Origin of the sequence: uncultured Arcticibacterium sp. (assembly GCF_964021845.1) — a bacterium.
Classification (GTDB): Bacteria; Bacteroidota; Bacteroidia; order Cytophagales; family Spirosomataceae; genus Arcticibacterium.
Genome location: NZ_CAXHZC010000005.1, coordinates 382,164 through 398,294, shown reverse-complemented (window position 1 = coordinate 398,294; position 16,131 = coordinate 382,164). Strand labels below are relative to the sequence as shown.

Here is a 16,131-nt window from a genome sequence, read left to right as displayed (position 1 = left end):
ACCTTAGCTCTCTAAAGTATCCTTATTGTTTTACACCTTATTCCTGGCTGTCCTGCCGCCTGCCTGTCGGCAGACAGGGACGGGCATTCATTTTTGTTTGGGCAAAAACGAACCAAAAACCATTAACCAAATAAACTTGTACAATTGGAATTTCGATTGATATAATCTATTTGATTAAAACAGTGAAATCCGAAATTACAACTGTCCTTCAAACAGTATTTGGTTAGTATGGAATTTAATTATAATTGATTTCTTTTTGGCTCCAGCGGAGCGATATATTAATAGAAACAAATAGCAAAATTTAATTCGTTTGGCGGGATTTTGGCGTGTTTGCCAAAATCATGACAAACTGTTCTTTTAGATATAAATAATCATACCTTAGCTCTCTAAAGTATCCTTATTGTTTTACACCTTATTCCTGGCTGTCCTGCCGCCTGCCTGTCGGCAGACAGGGACGGGCATTCATTTTTGTTTGGGCAAAAACGAACCAAAAACCATTAACCAAATAAACTTGTACAATTGGAATTTCGATTGGCATAATCAATTTGATTAAAACATTGAAATCCGAAATCACAAATGTCCTTCAAACAGTATTTGGTTAGTAAGAAATTTAAATATAATTGATTTTCCTTTGAGCTCCAGCGGAGCGATATATTAATAGAAACAAATATCAATAATTTAATTCGTTTGGCGGGGTTTTGGGCCTTTTGCCAAAATCATTACAAAATTGTCATTAAACAGCCACCTTCCCTTTTATCAAGGGATATGGGTCGTAGTTTTCTATTTTGATATCTTCAAATTTGAAATCGAAGACTGATTTAATATCAGGATTAAGCACCAACTTAGGTAATGCTTTTGGCGTTCTTGTTAATTGTTCGTTTACCTGCTCAAAATGATTTGTGTAAATATGTGTATCTCCACTTGTCCAAACAAAGTCACCTACTTCTAAATTACATTCTTGAGCTATCATGTGCGTAAGCAATGCATAGGAGGCTATATTAAATGGCACACCCAAAAACACATCGGAACTACGCTGATATAGTTGGCATGACAGTTTGCCATCAGCCACATAAAACTGAAATAATGCATGACAAGGCATCAGAGCCATTTCTGAAAGCTCGCCTACATTCCATGCCGAAACTATGATTCTTCTGGAGTCTGGTGAAGTTTTGATTTGTTCAATAACCGTTTTTAATTGATCTATAGTACCTCCATTTGGTTTTGGCCATGAACGCCATTGTTTACCGTAAACAGGTCCTAAATCACCGTTTTCGTCAGCCCACTCGTTCCAAATTCTTACTTTATTCTCTGTAAGGTATTTGATATTGGTGTCACCAGCAATAAACCAGAGCAACTCATGCACCACAGATGGAATGTGAATCTTCTTGGTCGTTACCAAAGGAAAACCTTCTTGCAAATTGAAACGCATCTGATAGCCAAAAACACTCTTAGTACCTGTACCAGTACGGTCAGTTTTCATGGCACCTTCTGCCAGAATATGTTTTAGGAGGTTTTGGTATTGTTTCATTTGTTTTTTTGTCTGTTGCTCGTTGTCTGATGTCTGTTGTTTTTTCGCTAGAAAATTATATTTAATTAAAAGTACTTAATAATCGCGAAACGGTTTGTGTATGAAACATGGCTTATAAAAAGGCACAAACTTTTTAAGTTAGCACTTATTAGCTATGATTTAGATCTAAATTATCCATCTATAGAAACACCAACTTGTTTGTTATTCTCAAAATGAACATTGAAGTAATAATAAGGGTCTTTTTTTTCCTGAAATGCTAATTCAAATCCACTGTCTCCTACTGAAATACTATTCACGTCGAAATGTTTTTCAATCGATACAAATTTCATTTCCGCATTATAAAATTGTTCTTTTAAAGCGTTTTCAGATTCAGATTTGATTTTCGACTCTTTATTCAAAGCATTTTTTAAAATCCTTTTTTGATCTTCAGATATACTTTCTTTAGTTCCATCAATTAAAATTTCAACATCAGAATCCAAAAAACGTTTTTTAAATTTCCAACCCACATTATTTCCGCGAACGCTAAAACTCTCAATTTCTCCAAAATCAGAGTCAATCATTTTTAGTTTTTTACTTCCAAATATGTTTCCAAATATTCCCATTCAGTTTGTTTTTAGTTCAGTTGGTTAAATTATCCATAACTTCTGACATCAAACATCCTACCCTCTCAAAATCTCAAAACTATGCGTTATCTCAGCTGAACTCTGGAATTGGGCGGTAGCCGAGCAGTATTTCTCCATTGACATGGTAATCGCCTTTTTCATTTTCTTAGCATCTATCTGCCCTTTCACTTCAAAGTGCACATTAATACTTCTGAAAGGCGACATTTGCGTTCCTTCGATGGTCTCTCTCTCTCCAGAAATAATGACATCGAAATCCTCTATCACTTGCTTTTGCTTTTGCAAAATAATCACAACGTCTATAGAGGCACAACCGCCCAAGCCCATCAATAGAAGCTCCATTGGTCGGCTACCAGCATTATGCCCACCTACTTTTTCAGAGGCATCTATATGTACTAAACTATCTGATGAGCCCTTGCCCGTTAAGTGGAAGGCGTCATCTACTCTTGTTAATTGTACTTTCATTTTTTCCTTTTTTAGACTTTTCAGACAATAGATACTAGACTCGCAATTGACCAGAAAAATCTTTTGTCTTTTGTCATTAATCTTAACTCTAGAATCTCATTTCGACCCTAAAATCGCCTGCTTAAAATCTTCTATTAAATCATCAATATCTTCTAAACCAACGGAAACCCTCATAAGCCCCTCTGTAATGCCTAACTCATCTTTAATCTCCTGAGCCACTTTTGAGTGAGTTGTGGTGTTAGGATTTGTGATGGTAGTTCTGGTATCTCCTAAATTTGAGGTTTTACTTGGTATGGTTAACAATTTGGTAAAGCGAACAATTCGTTCAAAGCCACCTTCTAAATCTATAGTTACCAGTGCACCTCCACTTTTCATCTGTTTCTTAGCCAAAGCCGACTGTGGATGCGAATCTAAAAAAGGATAATTAACCTTTGACACTCCTTCCAAACCTTGCAAAGCTTCCGCAAGTTTTAAAGCGTTATCACAATGCTTATCTACTCTTAAATGTAGTGTTTCCAAACTTTTAGAAAGTACCCAAGCATTAAATGGAGAAAGAGCAGGACCCGTATGTCTACAAAAAAAAGTTACTTTTTCCATACGCTCTGGCGTACCTACTATGATTCCACCCATTACTCTACCTTGCCCGTCCATGAATTTGGTAGCGGAATGTACTATCAAATCTGCTCCAAAATCCGCAGGTTTTTGAATTACCGGAGTAGCAAAACAATTATCAATATAATATATCAAATCATGCTTTTTAGCCACTTTACCTAGCATTTCTAAGTCTACCAAGTCTAAACCTGGGTTAGATGGCGTCTCGCAGTAAATCATCTTAGTGTTTTCCTGCACCGCATTATTCCAGTCCTCTTCGGTAGCGTTAACTTCCAAATAAGTATGCGTGATACCCCATTTAGGAAGTATTTGCGTAATAATTTGATGAGCAGAACCAAAAAGAGCTTTGCTAGAAATTAGATGGTCGCCTGACTCCAAATGAGCAGCAAAACCAGCAAAGACCGCTGCCATTCCTGAGGCGGTGGCAAAACCAGTTTCTAAACCTTCCAGCATACAAACCTTATCAATAAACTCTTGCACCGACGGATTAGAGTATCTTGAATAAATATTCCCTTCTACTTCATTATTGAAAAGTGCTTTGCCATGCCCAGCATCTTCAAATGTAAAACTTGATGTCAAAAACATTGGCGTAGAGTGCTCTCCATGCTGTGTTCTCTCTGTCTGTATCTTGATTAATTTGGTAGTATCTTTCATTGAAAGTAAACGTAAGAATTGAGGTAATTTCCCTCAAATACTTCCTTAAAATTGTTCTGTAATTAATTATCAGGCAAATATGCCATTTTCATAATTCGTAAGCCAATCTTTTTTGACATTATGTATTGTCTTAAAGAAAGGTACAAAGTGTTTTTTCATATCCTTTTCAAAATCGCCAGTTGGCATAAAAGGTTCGCTAATTATTACTTCTTTTCTTTTAAAGTCGAAACCTACAGGAATAATCGGTATTTCACCCCCTACGGCCATGTAGTAAAAACCAGTTTTTAGTTTAGCTACATTTTTCCTAGTTCCTTCAGGAGCCAAAGCAAAAAGCATGTCATCAGCACCTTTAATGGTAATGGCGTAACTTTCTACCATATTCATGTTAGCGTTTCTTATAACGGGCGTTCCACCCAGCCATTTGAACAGAAAGCCAACTGGTGAATTAAACAATTCTGCTTTACCCAAATAACCAATTTTACGCCTCATAGCTCCCCTGGCCATAAGACCAACAGGAAAATCAAGCCATGAGGTATGCGGACATACTGCTATAACCCCCTTTTTAAGGTCTATTGGAATAGTACCAATAAGTTTCCATCTAAATAAGGCAAAGAAGAATCTAGCTATCACTGATTTAATAAAATGGGTAAGGGCTGAAGCAAAGTACGAAAATTAAAAGACTAATCCACCCTAATACTACTCGCGTGGTATTTAATGGTTTCTTATCAATTACAGGAGGATGATATATGCCTAAAAACCTCCCCAAGAGAACAGAAAAGGCCAAAAAACCTGAATAACCCTCTATATCAGGAAACAAATAAGAAACACATAGCTGTAACAATATCACCGATAAAGCTATGATAAGGTTGGTTTTCACGTTTGGAGTGACTCTGCTAAAAGACACATAAACGGCAAACACATAAAACAAGAAATTCCAGAGAGCCTGAAAACCCTCTTTATAAAACAGCTCGTTTAATTCATCTACTTTATAAAAACCTAAACCAGCAAAAAACACGAAACTGGTGAACAGAACGGGTGAAACCTTATTAAATTTTTTTTCTCCAATCAGGGAAAACAAGATATGTCCACCATCTAACTGACCAATAGGCATTAGATTTAAAGCCGTGAAAAATAGGCCTAGAAAACCCGCAAGAATAAAAGGATAATGTATTAACTCATTAGGGTGTGGTAGTAATTTCTCATCAGCAAAGGTGTCTTTTATCAATTTGCTTAAAATACTGTCTCCTAACTTAAAAGCCCCTACCTCTACTAGCTGAGTGCTGTCTACTTTCCCATATTCATCCAAGGCATAAACTGGCTGATAGGCGTATTCTCCATAGTTTTCGCCATACTGCTCATATTCAGGATGTATGTCAAAAATAAATTCCTTCTCTGGTAAGTTTGCATAACCATAAGCTAGAAAGCCAAAAGCCACCACAAAACCTGCCAAAGGCCCTGCCACACCAATATCAAAATAATTAAGCTTAGTCTTTATAACTTCTTTGATACGAATCAAGGCCCCCATTGTTCCGAAGGAAACACCTGGAATCCACATGGGGATGTAATACGGAAGTGTCACTTTTACTTTTCGCCATTTGGCCACAAAATAATGCCCAAACTCATGCACCGTAAGAAAAGCCAAAAATGGAAAAGCATACCAGATAAAACCCTTTTCTAACAATTCCCAGTCTAAGCCTTCTACTATGACCGTTTTACCCGTTACCCACTCCATTCCTGCAAATGTGGTGACTATGACAGTTACTATGAATAAGGTTAATTGAATTATAAGCGTTTTATGCTTCTTCATTAAATTTTAAAATGATTGATGACATCGTCGTTTTTTGGGTCCATCAATATAGTTTGAAAGCCCATTTCTGCTGCCGAAGCTATATTGGCGGCATTGTCATCTATAAACAGTACATCCTCCGCTTTTTGTTCAATATCCCTCAAAACGGTGTTGTATATTTCTTTATCAGGTTTCCAAAGCCCCATTTCGTAAGAATAGAAAGCCTTTGTAAATAGAGCCTTCACATTTGGTATTCCAAACTGGTCTCTAAATATTTGGTCGCACTTTTTGATATGAATGCTATTGGTATTGCTTAGCAAATAAACGGGATATTTATCTTTCAACTCTAGAATTAGGCTTATTCTATAAGGCGGTAAATCTTGCAAAAGGGCATTCCAAGCGTCATCCACCTCTTTATCGCTAAATGGATAACCGATGGTTTGACGTACTATTTCTCTAAACTCCTCATCCTCAAAAAGCCCCGTTTCATACCTTCTATTAAGCTGGCTCATTTCCAGTTTGTCTTTTACTCTCGCAACAGACTTACCGGAAATTTCAGAAAAAGCTTTTAAGGTAAGTTCAGGGTCAATATTGATAATGACATTACCGAAATCAAAAAGAACAGCCTTGTAATTCCCCATCCTTACTCTACTACCACTCCCATGGAGCAAAATTTATCAATTCTTTTACTAATTCTCTCCTCTGGATTAAGCTTATTCAAAGCTTTTATTTCAGACAAAATGGTCTTTTTAAGTGTTTTACCCATAGTTTCAAAGTCTAAGTGAGCTCCCCCACGAGGTTCTTTCACTATATCATCTACCAGACCAAAACCCATCATGTCTTCTGCAGTAAGTTTTAGGGCATCAGCCGCTTGCTCCTTAAAGTCCCAACTTTTCCAAAGTATAGTAGAGCAGTTTTCTGGAGAAATAACCGAGTACCAAGAGTTTTCTAACATCAAAACTCTATCCCCAATTCCTATCCCTAAAGCTCCACCTGAAGCTCCTTCTCCTATCACTATACAAATAACAGGAACGTTCAGGGTCATCATTTCTTTTAGGTTTCTGGCAATGGCTTCCCCTTGACCTCTTTCTTCCGCTTCTAATCCTGGAAAAGCACCGGGAGTATCTATCAAAGTAACAATTGGAATATTAAACTTCTCAGCCATTTTCATCATTCTGAGTGCTTTTCTGTAGCCCTCAGGATTTGGCATACCAAAATTCCTGTATTGTCTTTCTTTAGTTTTACGGCCTTTTTGCTGGCCAATAATCATAACAGATTTTCCATCAATATTAGCTAAACCACTGACTATTGCTGGGTCGTCTTTAACGTTTCTATCACCATGAAGCTCGTGAAACTCATCACATAGCAACTCTATATAGTCTAAAGAATAAGGTCTATCTGGGTGACGTGAAAGCTGAACTCTTTGCCATCTAGTCAAATTACTGAAAGTGTCTTTTCTCAACTCCTCTATACTATTTGAAAGATTTCTTACAGCCGAGCTAACATCTACGTTATTTTCCGAGGCCAGGGTTTTCATGTCTTCCAATTTAGATTCAAGCTCCGCTATTGGCTTTTCAAATTCTAATAATGTTCTCATTCTTTATTATAAGTTCACTTTATTTTCTAAACGCAATTTATGCATACAAAGGTTGCCTCAAAGACTTTTGGCAACATTTCAAATTCAAAATTAAATCAAATTTCAAAGACTTCCCCCTTTTCCGGAATTTCAATGTTTTTAAAACCTTCTGACTCTAGCACAGTTTTGAAATTTAACATAGAGTCTATTTCGCCATGAACCAGAAATACTTTCTTCAGTTTTTCTGGATTTTGCTGCTTCGCAAAATGTACCAAATCTTCTAAATCACCATGCCCGCTAAACACATCCGTGCTTCTAATATTGGCATTCACATCTTTTCTAGTTCCACGAATAGTAATCTCCGAAATCTCTTTATTTCTGAGACGGTAGCCAATAGTTCCTTCCGTAGCATAGCCTATAAATAAAACTGTAGCATAAGGATTTTCAATGTTTTCCGCTATATGATGTTCTATCCTCCCACCCGTAATCATCCCTGAAGAAGATATAATTATGCAGGCTTCATTATGATAAGCAATACTCTGAGACTCTTGATTGGTTTTTAAATAATGTAAGTTTTCAAAATCAAAAAGCGTATCATCTAAGTGTTTTATTTCTCTAGCCTCATCATTTAAATACCTACTATATTTTTCGTGTATTTCTGTGCTTTTTCTTGCCAACGGGCTATCTGTAAACACTTTGATAGGCTCTATTTCATGTTTGTCATAAAGCTTATTCAGCGTATAAAGTAGTGCCTGTGTTCTTCCCACACTAAAAGTTGGGATAATTAACCTTCCGGGCACATCAATACAGCATTCTTGAATAATCTCTTTCAGTCTTTTTTCGGCATCTTCATTATCTTCATGCTGCCTATCTCCATAGGTAGTTTCACATACCAAATAGTCGACATCAGGAACTGGGTAAGGGTCTGGCAATAATGGATAATTACGCCTTCCTACGTCACCAGAAAAACAAATGGTCTCCATTTTTCCGTTATTTTCTACTTCTAATAAAATATGAGCAGCTCCTAGTAAATGGCCTGCTGGTAGAAAAGTAACCCAACCTTTATCTTTAAACTTAAAACGGTTATTATAAGACAGCGGCACAAAATTATCCATGGCATGATTAACCTGGCTAGAAAGATAATATGGCCCTGATTTTATAGCTTTTCTCTTTTTAGAATACTTTTTATTCTTCTCTATAGCCTTTAGCTTTCTTTGATAAAGTGAAGCCGCATCATAAAGCAAAATTTCAGAAAGGTCTAAGGTAGGTTCAGTACACAAAACCTGTCCTTCATAGCCTTCACGGTAAAGGTTAGGAATTTGACCACTATGGTCTATATGAGCATGAGTAAGCATTACCAGGTTTACCATACTGGCGTCAAAAGGAAACAAACCAAAGGAATCCTCAGATTCTTCTTCTGTCTTTTCTTTTCCGCTTAAATCAGTACCACAGTCTATAAGGATACGGTAGTCGTCGTCTAGTTCTAATAAAAAAGTACTTCCGGTGACCTGTCTGGCCGCTCCATAAAAGGAAAGTTTCATCAAATTGTTTATCGCTTGTTGAAGGATTGCAAGAAAGCAAAGGTATTGATTTAAGTTTTAGTAAATTATTTATTGTATCAAGTATTATGGAGTTATGACCCATTAAAGTCTAGATAAATTCTCAATTCTTAAGTAAAAGTGCGACTTGACAAGTATATTTAGCCCTATTACAAAAGCTTATCAAACTGATAAATGACAATTTTCGCATTAATTCTACTTCAATTTTCTGCCATTCAAAGCGACCTTCTTACCGAACTTAAAAGGTTTCAGGTAAGTGATGGAATAGAGCATGGTATAGTAGCGGCATCTATACACCGGGTTTCTGACAATAAACCTGTACTTTCTTTTAATGAAGACAAAGGCGTTAACTCCGCCAGCACTTTAAAACTGATTACGACCGCCACTGTTTTAAATAAACTTGGTTCCAGTTTTCGTTATAAAACAGACATCCTTTACTCTGGTGAAATAAGAAATAACATATTGACTGGTGACCTTATCATTGAAGGAAACGGCGACCCAAGCTTTGGCTCTGAAAGAGGCCGCAACCCATATAATCAAGTATTGGATGACATTTTCCAAACATTAAACACATTAGGCATAAAGCAAATTGACGGTAATGTTATTATTAATGATAACACCGCTTTTGAGTTTGACGCACCTGACTCCTGGATATGGGGAGACATGGGGAATTATTATGGAGCCATCCCTCATAAGTTTAACATTAATGAGAATTACTTCAAAGTTTATTTTAACCCAGGAAATTCCATTGGAGCCAATTCTTCAGTAAAAAGTCTAGTTCCTTTTGACCCCGATTGGCAAATAATAAATTTGGTAAAAACCGGACCGTCAAACAGCGGCGACCAAGTTTACATTTATAGCAATCCAAACTCTGAGGTACTAGTTTTAAAAGGTACCGTGCCCTTAGGAAAAAGGAATTTCCCGGTAAAAGGCTCTATTCCGAATCCAGCAAAACTTTTTAGAATAGAACTTATAAGGATGTTAGAAAAGAACGGAATAGAGGTGGCCGACAAACATTTGACACCTTTAGCAACAGACCTGCCAAGTCCGCAAGTAGAAAAGCATCTTATCAAAAGGTTTCTCTCTCAAACCCTAGGTGAGCTAAGCCAAGACTGTAATTTCTCTAGCATAAACCTCTATGCAGACGCTTTTCTTCATACAGCCTCTTTAGCTGATGTCGGTTTCGAGAATTTCAATGACGCTATAAAATCTCTGAAAACTCACTGGGCAGAACGTGTACCAGACCTAGCAGGTTTTAACCCTAAAGACGGAAGTGGGCTTTCTCCCTCAGGTTATATTACGGCCACAAACATGACCAATATTTTGACGGCAATGAGTAAAGAGAAGGAATATGATACTTTTCTAAACACAATTCCTGTTTTAGGGCGTGAGGGAAGCGTACGTTATAAAGACCGACAAAAAAGAACGGGAGGAAGAGTTCATGCTAAAAGTGGCTCTATAGAAAGCACCAGGGCTTTCGCTGGTTACTTTAAAGATAAACAAGGCGTAGCTTATGCTTTTATGATAGCCGTAAATCGCTATGAACCAGAATCTTCTTCGAAGGTTCGTAGTTTTCTGGATAATTTTTTAGTAAAAATGGCAACTCGATAGAAATGCCTTCCGTATCTCTATTGATTCTTCTAATTTGATAAGTTCAAAATCGAAAGAATTAATCTAGATTTGCGTTTTATTACAATTCATCAATAAAGCATCATTTCCATGGTGCATGCTATTTCATTACATGCTAAATAACAAAGAAATGCAAGAAGTTCTTCTTTTGGCAGAGGAACTTCAAAATGGCTCTAACTCAACAGAGAAAAATGATTTTGCCGACAGAATGGACCCCATCATTAAGTCGCCATCTTCTAAACACTTTCTCATCAGATTGATGGACGTAGCCTTTAGGTCTAAAAATAACAAAAGAGTTTCAGACTATGTCTTAGGCCTTTTTAATTCAGGAAAGGACCACAAGGGGCTTTTTAATTCATTTGAGCGTATTCTGGTGAAGCTATATAGAAGTATAGGTCATTACTTCCCGTCTATTAGCATGCCTTTAATGCTTTCACAAATCCAGCAAGTAACAAACTCCATTGTGTATTTTGTGGGTAAAAGCAGATTTACCAAACATGCCGCTCAAAGAAAGAGTGAAGGTATACAACTTAACGTCAACCTTATTGGCGAAGCTTTAATAGGAGAAAACGAAGCAGAAGAAAGAATTCAACAATACAAAGATTTACTTCGTCAAAATGATGTAGATTATATCTCTATTAAGATTTCTACAATTTATTCTCAAATTACGTCTTTGGCTTATGAGCATTCCGTGGCTCTTTTGGTAGAAAAACTATCTACCATTTATGACGAGCTCTATTTAATTCACCAAGAAACGGGTGTCTGGAAGTTTGTGAATTTAGACATGGAGGAGTATCGTGATCTTCAAATGACAGTTGACACGTTTACCAGAACTCTCTCATTAGAGAAGTATAAAAACCTTAGAGCCGGTATTGTTTTACAAGCTTACCTTCCTGATACGTTTGATGAGTTAGTAAAACTTCAAAACTGGGCCACTGAAAGAGTAAAACAAGGTGGTTCGCCAGTTAAAGTGAGATTGGTAAAGGGTGCCAACATGGAAATGGAAATGACCGAAGCTTCGCTAGAAGATTGGGAAGTGGCTCCATATACCCAAAAAGTACATACTGACGCCAATTTCAAGAAACTACTCCTCCAAGCTCTTTCGCTCGATAAACTAAAGGCATTAAACCTTGGTATTGCGTCGCACAATATCTTTGACCTTGCTTTTGGCCTTCACTTCGTTCAAAAAAAGAACCTTTATGATTATGTAGATTTTGAAATGCTAGAAGGCATGGCAAACGAAACTGTAAAGAGTTTAGCTTCACAAAAAGCCCATATTTTACTTTATACGCCTATTGTCAAAAAAGAGAACTATAACTCTGCCATGGCATATTTAGTAAGAAGATTAGACGAAGGAACACAAGACGGCAACTTCCTTAAAGAAGGTTTTGGTCTAGAAGTGGGTTCTGACAAATGGAATGAAATTAAAAGACAATTTTTAAGCTCCGCAGAACTTATAGAAACGGTGTCTACCACAGCAAAGAGAGGTCAAAATAGAAACACGGAAACGTTTATTCCACAAGAGCATTTTTATAACGTAGCCAACACTGACTGGACTTTACAGGTGAATAGAGACTGGATAGAAGCTGTAAGAATTAACTGGAATGAGAATTTGCCAAGCTTAATTCCTGTGGTGCCAAACAGTGATAGTAACAATACTGTTCAGCTGGAAGGTTGGAACGGCATGCCAAACTGGTCGTACCAGATGGCATCAGAAAATGATTACCATAATTTCCTAAAAACGGAAACCAACTGGCATAATGAGTCTGTACATACAAGAGCAGAAATGCTACGCAAAGTGGCTGTAGAAATAGAGAAAAACCGTGGATTACTAATCTCTGTAGCAATAGCCGAATTAGGGAAAACTACTGCAGAAGTAGATGTAGAAGTTTCTGAAGCGGTAGATTTTGCTAATTATTATGCAGAATCTATTTTACAGCTTTCTAAAGAAATTGAAATTACTCACAAAGAAGGGGTCAATCTAATCCTTTCGCCTTGGAACTTCCCGGTTGCTATCCCTATTGGTGGTGTTTTAGCATCTTTGGCAGCGGGTAAAAGAGCAATTCTTAAACCTTCTTCTAATGCCACGGCTACTGCCTATTTGACCAGTAAATGTTTATTTGACGCAGGTATCTCTACCGATATTTTCGCCTTTCTACCTACCGAGGAAAGCAACCTTGACCCGTTTCTAGCAAGCGGAAACACTTTTGACGCAGTCATACTCACAGGAAGTACAGATACTGCTCAGTTTCTCTTAAACAGAAACCCTACGCTTAACCTTTTTGCTGAAACTGGTGGAAAAAATAGTACCATAGTTTCTGCATTAGCAGATAGAGAGCAAGCCATTAAAAATGTGGTTCAAAGTGCATTTGGAAATGCAGGCCAAAAATGTTCTGCCACTTCTTTGCTTATTTTAGAAAAGGAGATTTTTGAAGATGAACATTTCAAAAATCTTTTGAAAGATGCTGCCGAAAGCAAGTTTCATGGCAACCCTTGGAATCTAGAGACTCAAGTTGGCCCATTGGCTGTTCCTATTCCCGAGAAAATCTTGCACGTTCTTGAAAACACTGCGGATGAAGACTGGTTGGTTAAACCAGTAAGAAAAGGAGACTTCTTTTTAAGTCCTGGTATTAAATGGGGAATTACCACGGAAAGTTATGAATATCAAAATGAGCTTTTCGGGCCAATCCTGTCTGTAATGAAGGCAACAAACCTAGAAGAGGCTATTGACTTGGTAAATGGTGTGGACTATGGTTTAACTTCTGGACTAGAATCTTTAGACAAAAACGAGGTGGCTTTCTGGAAAAGCAAGATAAAAGCAGGTAACCTTTATGTAAACAGACCTACCACAGGTGCTATAGTAGAAAGGCAACCATTTGGTGGCATGAAAGCATCTAACTTTGGTTTTGGAATGAAAGCGGGCGGTCTAAATTATGTTCTGCAGTTTCTAACTCCTGCTAAAAAAGAAGCAACTTTGGCAGAAGCAGAGCAAAGTTATAAAAAATGGGCAACCGAGCTTTTTGAAAAAGAAATAGACTACGCCAAACTAAGGGGGCAGTATAATCTTAACAGTTATATGAAGCCTGAAAAGGTTCTAATTTTGGCTGATGAAAAAACGAACGAACACGATTTAGATTTAGTCAAAATTGCGTGTAAGGTGCTCGGTCTAAAAACGGAAACTAAAGCTCCTTATGACCTTTCTGAAGAAGAAATAAACCATGATACGGTTATTCGTTCTTTGGCTACAGAAAACATGGAAGAGCTAAGATTACTATGTCACAAGAAATCTGTTCAGATTTATGATGGTAAGCCAAGTCCAAATGGAAGAATCGAACTTTTAAACTACTTGACAGAGCAAAATTTCTCATTTAATTTTCACCGATATGGCAATTTATTGGGCGAAGCTTAATAATGACTTGATCAAAAATGATAAATTGCACAAAAAACAACAAAGTCACGTATGGAGTTATTTGGAATTGATGTAGGAGGTTCGGGAATTAAAGGTGCACCTGTAAATGTAGAAACAGGTGAATTAATGGCAGAAAGATTTAGAGTAGAAACTCCCAGACCAGCACTTCCAGGAACTATGGCGTTGGCTGTTAAAGAGGTACTTGACCACTTTAACTGGAAAGGCCCAGTTGGTGTAGGTTTTCCTACCATTGTAGCAAATGGCCAGTGTAAATCACAAAGTAACCTTCATAAAGACTGGGTGAACGTACACATTGACAAGCTTTTCAAAGAAGTTTGTGGAAATGATTTTAAAGTCATAAACGATGCTGATGCAGCTGGCTTAGCCGAAATGCATTATGGCTCAGGAAAAGGAAAAGATGGCTTGGTGGTAACGGTTACGCTAGGGACGGGCATAGGTTCAGGAGTGTTCTATAATGGGCAGCTGATTCCTAATTTCGAACTGGGTCATTTACGTTACAAAAAAAATACGCCTGTGGAAAAATATGCTGCGGATTCTATAAGAAAAAATAAGAACCTCAGTAATGACGAGTGGGCGGAACGCTTAAACTATTTTTTCAAATACGTAAAAAGAGTGTGCTCGCCTGACTTAATGATAGTGGGTGGCGGAGCCAGCAAAAAATGGGATAAACTATATCCTCATTTCTCTGATGATATAAACTTGGTAGTAGCTGAAACCAGAAACGAAGCTGGTATTATAGGTGCTGCTATGGCCTCCATTGGGATGGCTAAAGACGCTTAAGTAGTTTAGAACTCCTGCTTCTTATGGCAGGAGATTCATCTCCATATTTCAACATTAGTTCTTCTAAAACTAATTTAAATTCTTGCTTTAACTCAGGATATTTTTGGGCCAATCGATTACAAGCGTACATGGCGTGTGCCTTTATGGCTATGGATGAACTATCTTGAAGATATTTTAGACAAACATCATAGACATCGCCCTCTATATCTTCTGGAAAGCCATGCTCTCCCCAATGCCTACAAATAGCTCTGACAACGGCATCATGAAGGTCTGTTTCCTTTAATTTATTCAGAAAGTCGTTCTGATAAACCTCTACCATTTCTGGTGTTTCATCGGTAATAAAATGCAATACCCAAGCGGCCTTTTGACTTAAAATAGAATTATTAGAAAAGAAACAATCAGCCCATTCTTGACATTTTCGAGTATCGTAATCAATATAAGCTACAATTCGCTCACATGTAGCTTTTGACCTATCTCGTAGTAACGTTTCTTTAATATTCATTTATTCTTCTTCGTCTGAAGGTTCCACTATATTATGCATTTCCATTAAATGCTCCAGTAGAGCTTCATTACTTCGCCAAAGGATTTTATAGACTTCTTGAAAGGCTTTATGTGATTCATAATATGGGTCTGGCACTTCCTGAATTCCCCTGACTTCTGGGTCAAAGTCTCTTATCAAAAACAGTTTTTCTGCTGGCGGCGGCATGTTTTTGGCTTTATGATACATGTTATGTACGTATTCAAAGTTAGCCTCGTCCATGACTGCGATATGGTCAAAAACATCAAAGTCTTCTTCAGACAATTTTCGGCCCACATGACTTGTCACCAAATTATTCTCTTCTAAAACCTCGAGACTCCTTCTATCAGGCGTTTTTCCAATATGATAACCAGCCGTTCCTGCAGAATCGACTTCAAAAAAATCTGAAAGCCCTCTCCTTCTCACAATTTCTCTGAAAGATGCTTCCCCTAAAGGTGACCTACAGATATTACCCAAACACACAAAAAGTACTTTTACCATAATTATTATTCAATCTTGAAATTAAAGATAAGCTTATGCTTTTTAAAAAATAAAGCCTTGTCCAATGAAATCAAAAGATTCCTGACAAGGCTTATAAATTCTTTATATAAATCAGTGTTTAACTACTCCACTTCTTCCATCAAATCACCGTCTTCATCAACTAAAACAAAAACTGTTTCCCCCTCCTTCTTCATCAAATACTTTTCACGACCGAACTTCTCTAGGGCATCCAAGTTATTCAAAATGCCTTTTTCTTTAGCTTTAACTTTGACTAACTCTTCATCATAATACTCAATCTGGCTTTCGTAGCTCTTTAGTTTTTGCCAATACTTGAATTGTGTAATTAGGTTAGCACCGTCAAAAAAAGTGAGCCAAACCAACAAAAAGCCGAAACTATACACGTAGAAACTGTTCTTTTTAAGGAACTCTGGAAGGTTATTATTCATTGCACGTATTTTTTATTAGGAAATCAAA

General features: G+C 37.3%; 15 protein-coding genes. 3 read left to right on the top strand and 12 right to left on the bottom strand.

Annotated elements, in window-relative coordinates; genetic code table 11:
- Positions 1 to 733: 733 nt before the first annotated feature.
- The 9 genes from AADJ06_RS16135 to AADJ06_RS16095 all read right to left on the bottom strand — a co-directional run bounded on the left by AADJ06_RS16135 (position 734) and on the right by AADJ06_RS16095 (position 8,782).
- Complete coding sequence (locus tag AADJ06_RS16135) at positions 734 to 1,528, bottom strand: thymidylate synthase (RefSeq protein ID WP_341227514.1); 795 nt, start codon at positions 1,526 to 1,528, stop codon at positions 734 to 736.
- Positions 1,529 to 1,698: 170 nt separating this feature from the next.
- A complete protein-coding gene (locus AADJ06_RS16130) occupies positions 1,699 to 2,130 on the bottom strand; it encodes a hypothetical protein (protein ID WP_341227513.1) in 432 nt (143 codons plus the stop codon).
- A 57-nt stretch (positions 2,131 to 2,187) separates the two neighbouring features.
- Entirely contained in the window at positions 2,188 to 2,613 is a 426-nt protein-coding gene (locus AADJ06_RS16125) for an OsmC family protein (protein WP_341227512.1), read from the bottom strand.
- A 96-nt stretch (positions 2,614 to 2,709) separates the two neighbouring features.
- The gene (locus AADJ06_RS16120) at positions 2,710 to 3,879 is read right to left on the bottom strand and encodes an aminotransferase class I/II-fold pyridoxal phosphate-dependent enzyme (RefSeq protein ID WP_341227511.1); all 1,170 of its coding nucleotides are present in this window, start codon (positions 3,877 to 3,879) and stop codon (positions 2,710 to 2,712) included.
- A 69-nt stretch (positions 3,880 to 3,948) separates the two neighbouring features.
- Positions 3,949 to 4,509: a 1-acyl-sn-glycerol-3-phosphate acyltransferase gene (locus AADJ06_RS16115; RefSeq protein ID WP_341227510.1), complete on the bottom strand. Its 561-nt coding sequence runs from the start codon at positions 4,507 to 4,509 to the stop codon at positions 3,949 to 3,951.
- A 4-nt stretch (positions 4,510 to 4,513) separates the two neighbouring features.
- Positions 4,514 to 5,686: a site-2 protease family protein gene (locus AADJ06_RS16110; RefSeq protein WP_341227509.1), complete on the bottom strand. Its 1,173-nt coding sequence runs from the start codon at positions 5,684 to 5,686 to the stop codon at positions 4,514 to 4,516.
- Positions 5,686 to 6,306: an HAD family phosphatase gene (locus AADJ06_RS16105; protein WP_341227508.1), complete on the bottom strand. Its 621-nt coding sequence runs from the start codon at positions 6,304 to 6,306 to the stop codon at positions 5,686 to 5,688. Before AADJ06_RS16105 ends, AADJ06_RS16110 begins: the two co-directional genes overlap by 1 nt.
- A 2-nt stretch (positions 6,307 to 6,308) precedes the next feature.
- Positions 6,309 to 7,262, bottom strand: a complete 954-nt coding sequence (locus AADJ06_RS16100; protein ID WP_341227507.1) for an acetyl-CoA carboxylase carboxyltransferase subunit alpha — start codon at positions 7,260 to 7,262, stop codon at positions 6,309 to 6,311.
- Positions 7,263 to 7,357: 95 nt separating this feature from the next.
- Entirely contained in the window at positions 7,358 to 8,782 is a 1,425-nt protein-coding gene (locus AADJ06_RS16095; protein WP_341227506.1) for an MBL fold metallo-hydrolase, read from the bottom strand.
- 192 nt (positions 8,783 to 8,974) lie between these two features.
- Here AADJ06_RS16095 and dacB point away from each other — a divergent pair, with 192 nt between their 5' ends.
- The 3 genes from dacB (at position 8,975) to AADJ06_RS16080 (ending at position 14,639) form a co-directional block, all read left to right on the top strand.
- Entirely contained in the window at positions 8,975 to 10,411 is a 1,437-nt protein-coding gene (dacB, locus tag AADJ06_RS16090) for a D-alanyl-D-alanine carboxypeptidase/D-alanyl-D-alanine-endopeptidase (RefSeq protein WP_341227505.1), read from the top strand.
- A gap of 148 nt (positions 10,412 to 10,559) precedes the next feature.
- Positions 10,560 to 13,838, top strand: a complete 3,279-nt coding sequence (locus AADJ06_RS16085; protein ID WP_341227504.1) for a proline dehydrogenase family protein — start codon at positions 10,560 to 10,562, stop codon at positions 13,836 to 13,838.
- A gap of 51 nt (positions 13,839 to 13,889) precedes the next feature.
- Positions 13,890 to 14,639 (top strand): ROK family protein, encoded by a 750-nt coding sequence (locus tag AADJ06_RS16080; RefSeq protein WP_341227503.1) that lies wholly within the window; start codon positions 13,890 to 13,892, stop codon positions 14,637 to 14,639.
- On the opposite strand, the gene AADJ06_RS16075 is transcribed toward AADJ06_RS16080, so the two are convergent.
- The 3 genes from AADJ06_RS16075 to AADJ06_RS16065 form a co-directional block, all read right to left on the bottom strand.
- Complete coding sequence (locus AADJ06_RS16075) at positions 14,626 to 15,141, bottom strand: hypothetical protein (RefSeq protein WP_341227502.1); 516 nt, start codon at positions 15,139 to 15,141, stop codon at positions 14,626 to 14,628. The two genes, AADJ06_RS16080 and AADJ06_RS16075, sit on opposite strands and share 14 nt — an antisense overlap.
- On the bottom strand, positions 15,142 to 15,657 hold the full coding sequence (locus tag AADJ06_RS16070; RefSeq protein WP_341227501.1) for a low molecular weight protein-tyrosine-phosphatase: 516 nt from the start codon (positions 15,655 to 15,657) through the stop codon (positions 15,142 to 15,144).
- 122 nt (positions 15,658 to 15,779) lie between these two features.
- A complete protein-coding gene (locus AADJ06_RS16065; protein ID WP_341227500.1) occupies positions 15,780 to 16,103 on the bottom strand; it encodes a septum formation initiator family protein in 324 nt (107 codons plus the stop codon).
- Positions 16,104 to 16,131: the final 28 nt, after the last annotated feature.

Bases quoted from the DNA above. Each gene is read 5' to 3' on its own strand.
- AADJ06_RS16135 (WP_341227514.1), bottom strand. From the start codon at position 1,528: ATGAAACAATACCAAAACCTCCTAAAACATATTCTGGCAGAAGGTGCC.
- AADJ06_RS16130 (WP_341227513.1), bottom strand. From the start codon at position 2,130: ATGGGAATATTTGGAAACATATTTGGAAGTAAAAAACTAAAAATGATT.
- AADJ06_RS16125 (WP_341227512.1), bottom strand. From the start codon at position 2,613: ATGAAAGTACAATTAACAAGAGTAGATGACGCCTTCCACTTAACGGGC.
- AADJ06_RS16120 (WP_341227511.1), bottom strand. From the start codon at position 3,879: ATGAAAGATACTACCAAATTAATCAAGATACAGACAGAGAGAACACAG.
- AADJ06_RS16110 (WP_341227509.1), bottom strand. From the start codon at position 5,686: ATGAAGAAGCATAAAACGCTTATAATTCAATTAACCTTATTCATAGTA.
- AADJ06_RS16105 (WP_341227508.1), bottom strand. From the start codon at position 6,306: ATGGGGAATTACAAGGCTGTTCTTTTTGATTTCGGTAATGTCATTATC.
- AADJ06_RS16100 (WP_341227507.1), bottom strand. From the start codon at position 7,262: ATGAGAACATTATTAGAATTTGAAAAGCCAATAGCGGAGCTTGAATCT.
- AADJ06_RS16095 (WP_341227506.1), bottom strand. From the start codon at position 8,782: ATGAAACTTTCCTTTTATGGAGCGGCCAGACAGGTCACCGGAAGTACT.
- dacB (WP_341227505.1), top strand. From the start codon at position 8,975: ATGACAATTTTCGCATTAATTCTACTTCAATTTTCTGCCATTCAAAGC.
- AADJ06_RS16085 (WP_341227504.1), top strand. From the start codon at position 10,560: ATGCAAGAAGTTCTTCTTTTGGCAGAGGAACTTCAAAATGGCTCTAAC.
- AADJ06_RS16080 (WP_341227503.1), top strand. From the start codon at position 13,890: ATGGAGTTATTTGGAATTGATGTAGGAGGTTCGGGAATTAAAGGTGCA.
- AADJ06_RS16075 (WP_341227502.1), bottom strand. From the start codon at position 15,141: ATGAATATTAAAGAAACGTTACTACGAGATAGGTCAAAAGCTACATGT.
- AADJ06_RS16070 (WP_341227501.1), bottom strand. From the start codon at position 15,657: ATGGTAAAAGTACTTTTTGTGTGTTTGGGTAATATCTGTAGGTCACCT.
- AADJ06_RS16065 (WP_341227500.1), bottom strand. From the start codon at position 16,103: ATGAATAATAACCTTCCAGAGTTCCTTAAAAAGAACAGTTTCTACGTG.